The 14,318-nt window shown below is 60.7% G+C and carries 14 protein-coding genes; 1 reads left to right on the forward strand and 13 read right to left on the reverse strand.

Annotated features, from left to right (window positions below):
- Nucleotides 1-8: 8 nt before the first annotated feature.
- Nucleotides 9-1,439 carry an MFS transporter gene (locus QM596_RS02215; RefSeq protein WP_283307975.1) on the reverse strand — a complete coding sequence of 477 codons (1,431 nt, stop codon included), beginning with the start codon at nucleotides 1,437-1,439 and terminating at the stop codon, nucleotides 9-11.
- A 63-nt stretch (nucleotides 1,440-1,502) separates the two neighbouring features.
- Between QM596_RS02215 and soxR the strand changes: the two genes are divergently transcribed.
- Complete coding sequence (gene soxR, locus QM596_RS02220; RefSeq protein ID WP_020909439.1) at nucleotides 1,503-1,943, forward strand: redox-sensitive transcriptional activator SoxR; 441 nt, start codon at nucleotides 1,503-1,505, stop codon at nucleotides 1,941-1,943.
- Nucleotides 1,944-1,955: 12 nt separating this feature from the next.
- On the opposite strand, the gene QM596_RS02225 is transcribed toward soxR, so the two are convergent.
- From QM596_RS02225 to QM596_RS02280, 12 genes are all read right to left on the reverse strand, one after another.
- Entirely contained in the window at nucleotides 1,956-2,762 is an 807-nt protein-coding gene (locus tag QM596_RS02225; protein WP_020909438.1) for an ABC transporter ATP-binding protein, read from the reverse strand.
- Nucleotides 2,763-2,777: 15 nt separating this feature from the next.
- Entirely contained in the window at nucleotides 2,778-3,482 is a 705-nt protein-coding gene (locus tag QM596_RS02230; RefSeq protein WP_182261935.1) for a FadR/GntR family transcriptional regulator, read from the reverse strand.
- Nucleotides 3,483-3,568: 86 nt separating this feature from the next.
- Entirely contained in the window at nucleotides 3,569-4,645 is a 1,077-nt protein-coding gene (locus QM596_RS02235) for an alcohol dehydrogenase catalytic domain-containing protein (protein WP_283307976.1), read from the reverse strand.
- A gap of 1 nt (nucleotide 4,646) precedes the next feature.
- The gene (locus QM596_RS02240) at nucleotides 4,647-6,167 is read right to left on the reverse strand and encodes an aldehyde dehydrogenase family protein (RefSeq protein WP_283307977.1); all 1,521 of its coding nucleotides are present in this window, start codon (nucleotides 6,165-6,167) and stop codon (nucleotides 4,647-4,649) included.
- A gap of 2 nt (nucleotides 6,168-6,169) precedes the next feature.
- Complete coding sequence (locus QM596_RS02245; RefSeq protein WP_283307979.1) at nucleotides 6,170-6,970, reverse strand: alpha/beta fold hydrolase; 801 nt, start codon at nucleotides 6,968-6,970, stop codon at nucleotides 6,170-6,172.
- Nucleotides 6,967-7,716 carry an alpha/beta fold hydrolase gene (locus QM596_RS02250; RefSeq protein WP_283307981.1) on the reverse strand — a complete coding sequence of 250 codons (750 nt, stop codon included), beginning with the start codon at nucleotides 7,714-7,716 and terminating at the stop codon, nucleotides 6,967-6,969. Before QM596_RS02250 ends, QM596_RS02245 begins: the two co-directional genes overlap by 4 nt.
- Entirely contained in the window at nucleotides 7,713-9,218 is a 1,506-nt protein-coding gene (locus tag QM596_RS02255; RefSeq protein WP_182261930.1) for a carotenoid oxygenase family protein, read from the reverse strand. The genes QM596_RS02250 and QM596_RS02255 overlap by 4 nt, the downstream gene beginning before the upstream one ends.
- Nucleotides 9,211-10,296, reverse strand: coding sequence for a branched-chain amino acid ABC transporter permease (locus QM596_RS02260; protein WP_182261929.1), 1,086 nt, complete (start codon nucleotides 10,294-10,296; stop codon nucleotides 9,211-9,213). The genes QM596_RS02255 and QM596_RS02260 overlap by 8 nt, the downstream gene beginning before the upstream one ends.
- A complete protein-coding gene (locus QM596_RS02265) occupies nucleotides 10,293-11,237 on the reverse strand; it encodes a branched-chain amino acid ABC transporter permease (RefSeq protein WP_051730416.1) in 945 nt (314 codons plus the stop codon). Before QM596_RS02265 ends, QM596_RS02260 begins: the two co-directional genes overlap by 4 nt.
- Nucleotide 11,238: 1 nt before the next feature.
- A complete protein-coding gene (locus tag QM596_RS02270) occupies nucleotides 11,239-11,952 on the reverse strand; it encodes an ABC transporter ATP-binding protein (RefSeq protein WP_033233641.1) in 714 nt (237 codons plus the stop codon).
- Nucleotides 11,949-12,722: an ABC transporter ATP-binding protein gene (locus QM596_RS02275; RefSeq protein WP_042446319.1), complete on the reverse strand. Its 774-nt coding sequence runs from the start codon at nucleotides 12,720-12,722 to the stop codon at nucleotides 11,949-11,951. The genes QM596_RS02270 and QM596_RS02275 overlap by 4 nt, the downstream gene beginning before the upstream one ends.
- Nucleotides 12,723-12,747: 25 nt before the next feature.
- On the reverse strand, nucleotides 12,748-14,088 hold the full coding sequence (locus QM596_RS02280) for an ABC transporter substrate-binding protein (protein ID WP_182261928.1): 1,341 nt from the start codon (nucleotides 14,086-14,088) through the stop codon (nucleotides 12,748-12,750).
- Nucleotides 14,089-14,318 lie beyond the last annotated feature (230 nt).

Consider the following 14,318-nt stretch of genomic DNA (forward strand, 5'->3'; position numbering starts at 1 on the left):
TCCACAGTTTAGCGAGCGTCGTGAACGATTTCGGGGCTGTCGATTTTGTCGGGCGTTCGCGGAAGTGCGCGAGCTGCCACGGCAATGCCGATGATCGCGATAGCGGCGAAGGTGAAGAGAAGCAATTGCGCAGAACGAAGCGTCGACGGTTCGCCGATGTTCACCAGCACTCCGGCCAGGGCTGCGCCGAAGGCATTGGCGATCAGCTGAACGGTGTTGATGGCAGCGGAGGCTCGCGCACCTTCTCCGGGATCGGTGACCGAGGTCATCGCACCGACTGCAAGATGGGGCCAGGCGATGCCGATTCCGACACCGGCGACCAGCAGTCCGATCACCCACGCGACCATCGCACCGGCGCCGGCGTGTTCGGTGAGAAATGCTGCCGTGATGCCCAACCCGATCGCGACGAGGATCGGACCGCTGACAACGATTCGTCGCACGATACGAGGGGTAGTCGCCGAGGCGCTCGGGATTTCGCCCAGAGTCCAGCCGAGAGCGAGTGCGGCCCCGAGGAATCCGGCCGCGAGCGGTGCCAGTCCGGCAAGTCGTTGGCCGAAGAGTGGAATGAACGTCTCGACGGTCGACGCAACAGCGAGGACGACGATGGTCAGGTACACCCATTTGAGGGACGACGCGTTGAACGTCGACGGCGGTAGTACGCCGTGGCGCGAGCGACGGTCAGCGGCGACAAAGGCGATCAGTAGCAGCACAGCGGCGAGAACCATTGCTGCGGTCACTGCGAGGTTGGACAGAATTCCGGCAACGCTGACCAGCAAAGCTGCCGCAGTCAGCAATGCCAGTGAGAGGACCGGCACCGGGCTACTGGTGGTGCTGCCCGGTTCATGTGCCGGTAGCGCGCTGGGGACGAGAGCTGCGACTGCGATCGTCGCGATAACCAGAACGCCGAAAGCCCATCGCCAGGCTCCGAATTGAGCAAAGACGCCGCCGATTGCGGGGCCGGCGAAGGTGCCGACTCCCCACATTGCCGAAACCAGCGCGGCCCCGCGGGTCCACAGATGTCTGGGGAGCGCGGCATTGATGACGGCGTAACCGAGACCAGCCAGCAGGCCACCTCCCGAACCCTGGATCGTGCGGCCGACCAACAGCAATTCCATGGTCGGGCTGACCGCACAGACGACGGTGCCGAGCGCGAAGATCGCGAGGCCGATCAGGTAGGCCCCGCGCGGTCCCTTGGCGGCGAGGACGTTGGTGACCAACATCGAGGAGATGACGGAAGCGATGAGGAAGACCGTCGCGGTCCAGGCGTAGTACTGCTGACCGCCGATGTCGTCGATGGCAGTCGGAAGCAGGCTGGTCGTCAGGTAGACGTTGGTCGCGTACAGCGCGACGCCGCCTGCGAGGACGGTAGCGGTGCCGAGGTATCGACCGCTCAGGAGCTGCCGCCAGGTTCCGGCGGGAGCATCGGTGGGGGAGTGCATGTTGTCGAAGGTAGAATCTCAAGTGCGCTTCAGGTCAATGTCGCGCAGCCATTGGGAGGCAGAATGATCCGTAAGAGTGACGAACTTCTCTCGATCGGTGAGGTATCGGCGCGCACCGGCGTCGCCGTGTCGGCGGTGCGCTACTACGAAACACTCGGTCTGGTTCCTGCAGAGCGGACGGCAGGAAATATGAGGAAGTTCCCGCGGCACTCGATCCGGCGGGTGTCGCTCATCCAGTTGGCAGTCAGGTTCGGGATACCTCTGGCCGAAGTTGCCGAAGTATTCGGGTCGTTGCCGCAGGGACGAACTCCGACGAAGAAGGACTGGCGCAAGATTTCGACGGAGTGGAATCAGCGCCTCGAGGATCGCAAGCAGGCCATCAGCCGGATGCAGGACGAACTGACGGGCTGTATCGGCTGTGGGTGTCTGTCACTCAAGACATGCAACCTGCTCAACCCTGGAGATGAACTGGGCCGGGAGGGACCCGGCGCCAGACGTCTCTGAAACTACTGTCGGTCAAACTCTTTCGCGTGGCCGCGACTGAGCATTCCACCGACCACCACGACGCTCGATCTCGATGGGATGCGAGAAGCACTCGCTGATGTTCTGGGTGGTGATCACATTCTCGGCGAGGCCGCTGGCGGTCACGACGCCGTCCTTGATCAGGAGAGCATGTGTGGTGGTGCTCGGAATCTCTTCGATGTGATGCGTCACGAGGATGCTGGCAAGTGACGGGTTCTGATTGCGGAGATCGTCCAGAGCCGTCAAGAGCTGTTCGCGCGCAGCAAGATCGAGCCCGGTCGCCGGTTCGTCGAGCAGGAGCAGGCGTGGTTCCACCATGAGTGCACGGGCGATCAGGGCTCGCCCCCGTTCGCCCTGGGACAAGTTGGGCCACAGTGCGTCCGAACGCGGACTCATCCCGAGTAGATCGATCAGTGCGTCGGCATGAGCCTCTTGCTCCGGCGTCGGTGACCACCGCGGCATTACCTCGGTGGTGTTGGTGAGGCCGGTGATCACGACGTTGCGGACGGTGATCGGAATTCCGATCGTGTGACGCGGGTTCACGTGCCCGATGTCCATCCGCAGTTCCCTCATGTCGACTCGGCCCAGCTTGTGCCCGAGGACGTAGACGGAACCGCGAGTGGGGTGGGCGGTTGCTCCGAGAAGGCTCAGGAGGGTGCTCTTGCCTGCACCGTTCGCGCCGAGGAGTACCCAGTGTTGCCCGGGTTCGATCGAAATGTTGATGTCTTTCAACAAGTATCGGCCGTCGCGGACGAGATCCACGTGTTCGGTCGACAGAACGGTGCCATTGGGGTGTTGCACGAGAACTAACCTCTCTTAGGCGTCGAGCACACGCAACCGCCGTAAGACGGTGTCGATATTTGCTCGGGTTGCCGCTACCGCGGCTTCTGGGTCGGCGTCTTGAAGGGCCTCGACCAACTGATCATGGGCATGTGAGGTGTCGGGGACGCCGGCCTCGTGGGCCATCATCTCGACGAGGGATTCACGAAGGAGTGGACGCACCGACGTGAACAGCGAGAGCAGAACCGCGTTTCCGGACAACCGAACGACTTCGGTGTGGAAGTCGAGGTCGACGTCGACGAACTTCTCGACGTCACCCTCGAAATGGCTGTGTCGCATGGTCAGTCGCCGCCGCAGGCCGTCGAGGTCCTCGGGTTGTACCCGCTCCGCGGCCAGTCTGGCGGCCTCGATCTCGAGTGCGCGACGGACTTCGAAGACCTCCAGGATGCGTGAGCGTCGAAGTAGCTTGGTGAATTCGTCGACGTGCTCGAGTTCGGACGCGGCAGCCACGAAGGTGCCGACGCCGTGTCGGACTTCGAGTAGTCCGTCGCGAGCGAGGAGGCGGATTGCCTCGCGAATCGAGGAACGCCCGACGCCGAGTTCGACGGCAAGGGCCGCCTCGCTCGGAATTCGCTGCGTCGGCAACCACTCCGATTGGCGGATCTTCGACCGGAAGATCTGTTCTATTTGCGGCACCAGAGGACCGCTGCGCAGTACGAAACCACTGTGGTCGTCGGACATTGCTACCTCTCGAGTCGAATCGGCCTATGGTAGCAAGTCATCGGACGTCTGAAGACTAACCCCGGGTGACTGTGTCGGAAGCGCACTCACATCATCACGATGGATCGGAGGACTTCTCCCCGGCGTAGACGCTCGTAGGCCTCGGCTGCGCCGTCGAGATCGACAATTTCACTTCGGTACTTCTCCAGCGGAAAGCTGCCCTCTGCCACAAGCCGGGCAATCTTTGGAAAGTCGCGGCTCGGGACACAGTCGCCCCAGTGCGAGACGTGATATTCGAGTCGCTTGAGAAAGGCAGGGCGCAACGCAACAGCGCTGATTTCGTCGGATCGAGGTGCCCCTGGCGCGACGATCCGACCGCCGGGACGCGTCAGCGCAATCGCCTGTTGTAGTGGTCCGTCGCCGCCGACCGCGTCGATGACGATATCGAAGCTCGACAACAGCTCCGGTCGCCGGGCCCAGTGCGCACCGTCGACGGTGACATCGGCGCCGAACTCCGATGCAAGTGCACGTTTGGCAGGTTCGAAGTCGAAGGCCGTGACGTGGGCGGCCCCGGCCGCCTGTGCACCGGCGATCGCGCTGAGTCCGACCCCACCACAACCGATGACTGCGACCCTGTCACCGGCAGTGACCTCACCGGTGTTGACCGCTGCGCCGAATCCGGTTGGCACCCCACAACCGAGAAGCGCACTCAAACCAGCATCGAGAGAGGGTGGGCGTAAGGCGACGTGCTGCCTGTTCATCAGGACTAACTCGGCGAGGCCGCCGGCCCCGAGGACCGGTGTCAGCTCTGTGCCGTCGGGTAGGCGGGGAGCCCGATGGCGCGGCATCTTGTTCACGCAGCGGACACCGCGACCTCGCTTGCAGTCGACACACTCGCCGCACGACACGATCAGCGCCACCACCACTTGATCGCCCACCGTGAGGTCCACGACTTCTGGACCGATCTCGTGGACCACGCCGCTGATCTCATGCCCCACGAGATACGGATAGTCCACCCCGGACGAGCCGTCCATGTAGTGAAGATCGCTGTGGCACAGCCCGCACGCGGTGACTTTGATCAGCACCTCGTCGGCCTGAGGTGCCGGCACCTCGATCTCGACGATTCGAAGTGGCTGATCGGGTCCGGTGGTGACTGCGCCTCGGCATCGGTGGTAGTGCGACATGTCAGCGGCCTCCCATGGGAATTACTGTTCCAGTTGATGATTCGGACATGATGACCGTTTTGATCGCCGTGTAGGCGAGCATTCCGTCCTCGCCCTTTTCAGTGCCGAATCCTGATGACTTGCGCCCACCGATAGTGGATTCCGGTCCGGCGGCGGCGGCATAGGAGTTGATCCAGAAGTAGCCCGTCTCGATGCGTCGGGCCACGGTGAGGGCCTTCGCGAGGTCGCTGGTCCAGCATCCACCGGCGAGGCCGTATTCGGACGTATTGGCGATATTTATCGCGTGGTTCGTGTCGGTGAATCTCTGCACCGTCACGACCGGACCGAAAGTCTCCTCCCGCAGGATCGCCAGATCGGTGAGGTCGCCGACGTCGATCACCGTCGGCAGAAAGTACCCAGACTCGGGAGTTGCTCCGGTGGGTGAATCGCCACCGCACAAGACTTTTGCTCCTGCTTCTTCCGCGTCTCGCACGATGCTGCGGACTCGGGAGACGTCCTGGGCGGTGATCAACGATCCGATATCGCTGTTCGGGTCGAACGGATCACCGACTCGCAGTGAACGAGTCTTGGCCACAAGCGATTCGATGAAACGATCGGCGATATTCTCCTGTACGAGAATTCTCGATCCGGAGAAACATCGTTGTCCGGAGTTGCGGAAGATCGCGCCGACGGACCCCTCGACCGCACTGTCGAACGGTGCGTCGTCGAAGATGATGTTCGCAGACTTGCCGCCCAACTCGAGGAGAACGCGTTTGAGTCCGGCCACCGAATCGGATCCGACGCGCGCCCCGACGGTGCTGCTTCCGGTGAACGAGACCATGTCCACCTCCGGCGACGAGACCAATGCGGTCCCGACGTCCGCGAATCCCTGCACGATGTTGACCACTCCGTTCGGCAGGCCGGCCTCGACGAGGTATTCGGCAAAGGCGATTGCAGCCAGCGGACTCTTCTCCGGCGACTTGACCACAACGGTGTTGCCCATCGCGATGGCGGCAGCGATCTTCATCGCGCAGAACATCAATGGTGCATTGAAGGGCATGAAGATGGCCACGACGCCCACAGGTTCACGCCATGTCATCTCCACGTACCCGTCACCGAGCGGCAGGGTGGAGCCCCTCATCCTGCTTGCCCACCCTGCCGCCGACTTGGTCAACGAGGTCGAATTGACCACGTCGAAACTTGCTTCCGGTGAGGTCTTTCCGTTGTCGAGGGTGACCAATGCCGTCAGCCGGTCCATGTCGCGAAGCATTGTGTACGCGGCGCGGTCCAGGATGGCGGCACGTGTCGTCGCAGAACTGTCCGCCCAGGCCGGAAAGGCTTGACGCGCTGCGCTCACTGCATCCGATACCTGACCTGGTGACGAGGATCGGACTTCGGCGATCTGAGTGCCGGTTGCCGGAAACACGTCGGAGAATATCTGGCCGCCGCCGTCGACGAACATGCCGTCGATCAGCGTGTGCACGCGAGGGAGTCGGGCCGTTTCGACGGCGCGGGCGAAGACTGTCGGATCCGATTGCAGCATAGTCAGTTCTCCTTCGGGAGTCGTCTGCCCAAGAAGTCCAGTAGGTGTCCGTGGAATTCGTCGGGGCGTTCCGCGAAACCGTAGTGTCCAACGCCCTCGAGTTCGTGAATTTCGGAATCCTCGATGCGCTCGGCCATCGCCCGCATACCGGCGACCGGACAGGCCGTGTCCACGGTTCCCGCCAGGAGCAAGGTCGGGACCGCCAGATTGTCGAGAGCCTCACGGCCGTCGTACGACGCGATAGCGCGGATCGAATCGGCGAAGGTAGCGGTTCGCATGGCGAGGATGGCTTCGCGGACCTTGTCCACGAGCGGTCCGGAGGCAGTGGGCCCCATCATCGAATCGAGCAATGGACGCACATACTCTGCGACGGTCTGTCCGTTCTCGATCGGTTCGAGCCGTTCGGCCAGGTATCGCTTCTGGTCTTCCGGAGTGCGCGAAGCAAAACCTGCTGATGCTCCGGACAGGACAACAGCATCGACGAGTGGTTCGTTGTTGGCGGTCAAGGGTGCGATGAGCGCGCCCATGGAGTGACCGAGCAGGACGTTGACGGCCGTAGCTTCTGACTGAACCAGCGACGTCGCTGCTGCGGAGAACGTCGTGATGGACGGAGTCTGCGCTGGCGGGGTCATGCCGTATCCGGGACAATTCCAGACGACGACTCGATAGCCTGCATCAGCGAGAACCGTTGCAGTATTAGCGAAATAGCTGCCGTCGCCGTAGGCTCCGTGAAGCATGAATACGGTGGTTGTCCCGCTTCCGTGGACGGTGTAGTCGATGGTGCCGGTGTATGCGGCGATCATTTCTCTCCTGGGTGTGTGTCGGTGGTATCCACGGAGTGGTGTGTGTCGGTGGTATCCACGGAGTCGATCCACTTCGTCAGTGCCCGGGCGAGCGCCTCGGGTTCCTCCGCGGGCAACATGTGGGCAGCGTGGGGAATGCCGGCGAAGGTCGCCCCTACTCGATCGGCAAGAGCCTGCTGTTCGCCTGGTGGTACAACAAGGTCGGATTCTGCGGCAATCACGGCAAGCGGAACTTCAGTGGCGAGTAGCAGCTCAGTCCGGTTGGGGCGAGAGGCTATCGCGGCACTGTGCGCGCTGTATCGCTGAGGACCGTAAGCACGCACTCCGCGGAGCCGTTCCGTCAAGACATCGGGATCTTCGGCGTTGTCCGCGTGGAATACGAGATCGACGCGGCCCATCGCGAAGTTCTCGAATTCACCGGCCAACGCACGTTCTGCCTTGTCCAATCGGGCCGTTGCGGTGGCTTCGTCATCGGTTCCCTGTGGCGTGTTCACCAGTGCCACCCCGGAAATGCGCTCCGGGCAGTACTCGAGAAGCGCCATGGCGACCACTCCTCCGAAGGAATGCCCGACAAGGAAGAACTGATCGGGTAGATCGACTGCGAGTGCTGCGGCGATCTTGTCGACGTCACCGATTGCGGGAACATTCACGGCTGTTGCGCGCAGTGTTGTCGGAAGTGCGTTGATTACACGGTCCCAGACCAAGGCGTCGTTATTGAGCCCCGGGACAAAAACGATGTCTGTCATCGTGCTGCGCGCCCTTCGCCGGCGATACGGTCACCTTCGACCCAGCAGGAATGGGTGCCCACTGAAATCCGTTCGGGGAGAATGACCGTGCACACCGGATCGCCGGTCAGATCGTCTGCACGATAGATAACGCATTCGGAGCGATCCTGAATCAAGTCGGTGATGAAAACTATGCAGTAGCCGTCGTCTTCTGCGCTAGAACCTGCCGGACGCGCGATTGCGGGCTCACTGCCCCATCGGCCAGGCCCGAATTCCAGGCGGACGGCATTTCCGGTGTGCAGGTCGTAACGTTTGAGGCCGTTCAGATGCCATTCGCCCTTTTCGAACAAGGCGTTGTACGAGTACCGGTACGGGCGTCCGACCACGTCGTTGCTGATGACGGGGAACTCACTCACTTCGTCGTCGAGGGGAAACTCTCTGACCTCTCCGGTGACCATGTTGAACATCCAGCGATAGAGATGCGCGCCGGTGGGATGCATGTCGACGTTTCTACGGATACGGGCGTAGATCGCGTGGGCATCTTCTTCAACTCCGACAGGAGGTTTCACAAGGTTGTCCCAGATGCATCCATCCTGTACTACCCAGTCGCCGTCTTCGAAACAATTGGACAGATGCATGACCCAGCAGGGCTTTGCTTCGAACCAACGAACATCGGCGCTGGTTCCGTAGCGGGGGATAACACCGAATCGCGCTGGAATGTCGTCGTGGAACGAACCTTTGTGGATTCCTTTCTTCAGTAGTTCCTCGTCGAAGAAGTACGGCAGGTCGTGGAGAATCGAATAGTGCTCGGTCATACCGAGGTCGTGGGGCCATCGTGGGCCGGGTAGTTCGATCGGCACGTAGTGAACGAGATTGTCTGCCTTGTTGACTACTCCGTAGTTCATGAACGGAGCCTTCTGTGGATAATTGAAGAACGTCATCTCGCCGGTGGCGTTGTCCACCTTGTAGTGCGACGACAATCCGTCGGGGACAAGTTTCGCCCAATTCTTGTTTGGACCAAGGGTTTCCAGGGTGTCCGGGCTCAAACACCAAGGCTCACTTCCTTGCGACATCGTGGCAATCAGATGACCGGCGTGGGCGATGACGTCGGTACCGGCATTGTCCTTCATCGACCCCATCGATCCCCAGCCTCGACGTTGGTACTCCTGAGGCTGGAGAATTCCCGGCCACAGAGCCTTCTTTGCCCCCTGCTCGGCCAAGAACCCTGTGGTACGGACGAAGGCGTTCCGGTACTCGCATGTGCCGTCACGAAAGCGAATGGCGTGAAGCATGCCGTCGCCGTCGAATGGATGATAGATCCCGGTAGGTGTGGTTGCGTTGTTGTGTGTGTTGCGGACGTAGATGCCGTCCAATTCTTCCGGGATGGAACCGATGATCGTCAGTTCGTCACCGCTGACGGCGTATTCCTTGCCCTGTGGTCTCCACGCGCCGCGGAGCCACGGATTCTCTTGGTCTTCTTCGGCAGGAACGCTGATGAACAGTGTGTCGTTGACGTCATACATGAGCGCCTCCTCGGGACTCGGTCGGTACGGTAGCGGGGGCGATGCCAGGCCGTGTGGAATCGTGATCGGCGGGTATGGGACGGCGTCGCTTCGTGATTCGTGAGTACAGAGCCGCTGCGCCGCCGGCGATACCGGTGGGCATCAAGAACATCAAGGCCACGAGCAGGGCGCCATAGATCATGTTCGCGCCCGATCCGCCGATCAGGTCTGCGGTGTACGTCGGTAGGAAAGCGAGAACCAGGCCGCCGATCAACGGTCCGATCAGCGTGCCGGATCCGCCGATTAGCAGACCGGTCAAGAGCTGAATTCCCAAGAAGACACCAAACGTCTCGGGCGCGACGACACCGGTGACGAGCACGAACATGGACCCACCCACCGCCGCGAATGCGGCGCTGACGGCAAATGCGATGGTCTTCTGTCGGGAAAGATTGATTCCACTTGTGGCTGCTGCTGTTTCGTTGTCACGGATGGCCGTCAGTGTTCGGGCCGGTCCGTACTTTGCAAAGTTGCGGCAGATGAGAATGCCGATGCCTGTCACTGCCGCGACAACAACAAAATTGATCGAAGTCTGTGTGATGAAGTCGGGTACGCCGTCGGGAATGACCCAGGCAGAGTGAAGCAGTTTGCCGTTCACTCCACCGGTCAGCGATCCGAATCGTGTGATCAGCAAGGGAAATACCACCGCGAAGCTCAAGGTGACTAGTCCGAGGTAGTGCCCTTTCAGTCGAAGGGCTGGAAGGCCGGCGACTATTCCGACGACAAATCCGATGAGTGCGCCGACGGGTAGGGTAGCGATAATCGACAGTCCGTGATCGGTCACCAAGATGGTGCTGGTGTAAGCGCCGATACCGAAGAATGCGCTGTGGCCCAAGGAAATTTGCCCGGCATATCCGGAGACAAGGTTGAGTCCGAGGATGGCCAATGCATATGCCAGCGCAGTCGCCAACTGGAGTATCTTTGCGTCGGGGACGAACACCACCGCGCCCAGTACTGCGATGAGGTAGACGAGAGTCCCGACGATCAGTGTCCGTCGTGAACTCGGTGCGCGCAATGACGAGGGAAATGCGGTCGCGGTCATACTCGCGCAACCTCCTTGCGGCCGAAGAGGCCTTGTGGGCGAACAGTGAGGACCACCAGGAGCATGACCAGCGCAAGTGCCAATCCGGACTGGGCTCCGATAGCGGGAAAAATCGAAGGCACAACGGATTCCACAAGTCCAACCAGCAATCCACCCACCACGGCCCCGCCAAAGCTGTCGAAGCCGCCGACACATGCCGCAGTGAATCCGTAGATCAGGACGTTGGCCATCATCGTGAAACTCAGCGCGCTTGCAGCTTGTGACGTCATAACGCCTGCAAGAGTTCCCGGCACAGCGGCTAGAGCCCACCCGAGTGCGAAGGTTGCAGCCACGGGAATTCCCACGAGGGCGGCAGACGATCGGTTCGAGATGACGGCGCGATATGCCAATCCGAGTTTGGTCTTGGAGAGCAACAGCCAGAGGAACACCAGCAGAGCAGCCAGCGTCAGCCAGATGCCTATGGTGATGTAGCTCAGTGTGAAGGGTGGAGTTCCATCGAGAACGGTGATCCGGTCGTCGACACCGTCGGGGAACGGAGCAAGTGGCGTTTTGTTGTCGACGCCCCACACCACCCCGCCGAAAGCGTTGGCAAAGAGGAAGAGTCCGAGGACAGCGATCAATGCCGCTGCGTGTCCGCGCTTTTCGAGTGGCCGCATGATGAAGTACTGAATCGCCGCACTGGCAACTGCGGAGATCACCATCGAGGCGATGATCGCGACCCAGATCGGAAGTCCAGCAGCGATCAAACTGAACGACAGCAATGCCGAGAGCATTGCAAATTCACCTTGCGCGAAGTTGAGGTGGCCGGTGGTGCGAAACACTGTGACCAGTGCTATGGCCAACAGTGCGTACAGAGCTCCGTTGGACAATCCGGTCGACACCGTTGTCAAGATGCTTGCCGGATCACTTCCGGCCGCGAGAATGCTTGTGGAAGTTGTCATGTCATAACCCCAGATAGGCTTGGCGGACACCGTCGTGGCTCTGCAGTTCGGTGGCCGATCCGGACAGCACGGTGTGACCGGCTTCGAGGACGTAGCCGCGGTCTGCGATTGCAAGGGCCAGTTCCGCGCTTTGTTCGACCACAAGCATCGACGTGTTCAAATCCTTGTTGATCGTGGAGAGGAGATTAAAGAGCTCTTGGACGACCAGCGGTGCGAGCCCGAGAGACGGTTCGTCTAGTAGGAGCAAGCGGGGGCGGGACATCATTGCCCTGGCGACAGCGAGCATCTGTTGCTCGCCTCCGCTCAACGTTCCGGATTTCTGCTCACGACGCTCGGCCAACCGTGGAAACCGTTCGAACCACATCGCGATGTCGGCACTGATCTCGGCTCGGCCTTTTCGCAGATACGCGCCGGCGTACAGGTTGTCGAGAACCGTCAGGTCCTTGAAAGTCCCTCGCCCTTGCGGAACCATCGCAACGCCGCGGCGAACGATGCTGCGAGTCGACTTTCCGACTAGTTCTGTGCCGTCGAAAATTGCGCTGCCAGAGGTCGACACGAGGCTGCACAGCGCACGCAACGTGGTTGTCTTCCCGGCGCCGTTTGCGCCGAGTAGAACGACGATCTCACCCTGCTCGACAGAAAGATCGACGCCGTGCAGTACCGGTAACTGTCCGTATCGTGCAGAGAGTCCACGAACTTCGAGAAAGCTGCTCATTGTCCCCACTTTCCTAGATACGCTTCGATCACGCGCGGGTCGCTTGTGACGTCCTTCGGAAGGCCGTCGGCGATCTTTCGGCCACGATCGAGCACGACAACGTGGTCACACACGCTTGTCACCATTCCCATGTGGTGCTCGACGAGAAGCACTGTGAGGTCGAGTCGCTCCTTGATCTGCGACAGATCAGCTGCAAGTTCGTGAACTTCGCTGTGGATCAACCCGTTTGCAGGCTCGTCCAGTAGCAAAATTCTCGGATCGGACGCCAACGCTCGAGCAAGCTCAACCCGTTTCAGTGTTCCGATCGGCAGATCTGCTGCCATGGACCCTGCCAGATGTGACAGTCCCAAATCTTCGAGGATTGCGAAGGCCTTTTCCTGAGATTGCATTTCGCGTGCCCTGGCACCGATTCCGACCGCTGTGCGGATCCAGCTTGCTTTCTGCTCGAGGCGCACGCCGACAGTGACGTTGTCGAGTACGGACAGTGAAGGAAATAATGCAATTTCCTGGAACGTGCGGGCGACGCCGAGTTCCGGAATCCTGTGAACGGGTACGGCGAGGAGGTCCAGTTCGCCGAACAATTCGATGGAACCGCTACTGGGTTGATAAATGCGGCTCATGATGTTGAATGCGCTGGTCTTGCCGGCCCCGTTTGGGCCGATGAGACCGCAAATACTCTGGGGCGCAACGTCGAAGGAGAGCTTGTCCAAAGCCTGGATTCCACCGAACGACAGTGAGAGGTCGGTAATGGCGAGGGCGGGAGCGTTCATGGCATGTCCTGAAATTCCGGTGGGATCAGGGTGCAGACGCGGTGACGTCTACACCGGTCGGCTCCCACGATTTGGTGGACGCGTCGTACGCGAGCATCGAACCGTCCCCGACGGGGAATGGAACGTCACCGTTGATGACCGTTCGGGAGTCGGGGAAGTTCAGTGGCAGTACCGTGTCAGTGGACCAGACTGCATTGATCAGATTGATCCGGTTCAAACCACCCTCTGCGGATGCCGCGCGCTGGAGTTGCTCGACGAGGAGCGCCGCGAACCGGTATCCGTCTGCCACGTAGGTCGAGCGTGGATCGTAGGAGGGTTGGTACTTCTGCATGGCCTCCAAGTACTCCCTCATGCTGGGTTCTGTTGCAGCAGTAGGATCGGCCGGGTCGAGAGAGCTCCGTACGGTCAGCAATCCGTCCGCGAGTTCACCCAGTGGCTCAAAGAATTGTGTGGTGTCGCGGCAGGAGGGCGGCACCACGATCGGTCCGCCGAATCCTGCTCGACGGGCGGCAGAGACGAGTTGGTTGCAGAATGCCCCACTTGTTGCCGCAACGATGGCATCAGGCGATTTCGCCAACATTTCGGTTACCTGATTGCTCATGGAGACGGCAGTCGAGTCGTGTGACTGCGAAGCGACGATCTCCACGGATGTTCCCTCGATGCCCCGAGTGAATGCTTCGTCGAGGGCCTTGCCGGTGTCCGAATTCCATACCAGTTCTGCAACTTTTGCACCGGAAGGAAACTTCTTGTCGATGAACTCAGCGGTGGCTTCGCCCCAGGCGTCGTACGGGAGGAAGCTCGATGTCGACCACGGGTGGTTAGCGGGATCGTAGAACGAATGATCGCCTGTTGATGCGTAAAGTTGTGGTACGCAATTTGTTTCATACATTTGTCGGGTGGCGAGGTTCTGTGGGGTGCCCAGCTGAAAGATCGTGGCGAACACGTTGTCCTGTTCGATCAAGGCTTTCACGTTGGCCACCGCACGGGCGGGGTCGAGCGCGTCGTCCTTGGCGTTGAGCGTTACCTTGTGCCCGTCGACACCGCCGTCGGCATTGATCTTGTCGAAGTAGGCATTGATTCCACCGAGCGACAGCGCGGACGAGGCGCCGGAACCTGATTGGGCGAGTGAGGTTCCGATTACGATGTCGGCTCCAGTGGAGAGTGATTCACTAGCTCCTGCAGGGCATTTCGTCGTGTCGATCGTCACCTTGCCGGCTGTGATCTCGCCGCCGCCCGACGTTGCCTGCGTGCCGCTTGTCGAGCAGCCTGTGAGGGCCAGACCGAGGACAACAGGAGCGGCGAAGTACGAGATCCGTCGACGGGACGCACCTCGTCGAGTGTTCGAGAATGAGGATGAAATGGGCATGAAAAGTCTCGCTTTCACTGATTCGCGGGAGATGACGCGACGTCGGCAGATGAAGGCGCCAGGACGCTCCCGGTGACCGCACAACTGCTGCGGGTGCAACGGGTAATCGGGTGACCGCGAATTCAGGCGCGGATACCGAGTTTCGAGCGGGAGAGCTACAGGGGCGACCTGCTCAGATCTGGCAGATGTGGTCGAACTCTCGCGCGGCTGGCTTGGATTATCTTCTCGTG

This window comes from Rhodococcus sp. IEGM 1406 (assembly GCF_030056745.1).
GTDB lineage: Bacteria > Actinomycetota > Actinomycetes > Mycobacteriales > Mycobacteriaceae > Rhodococcus_F > Rhodococcus_F erythropolis.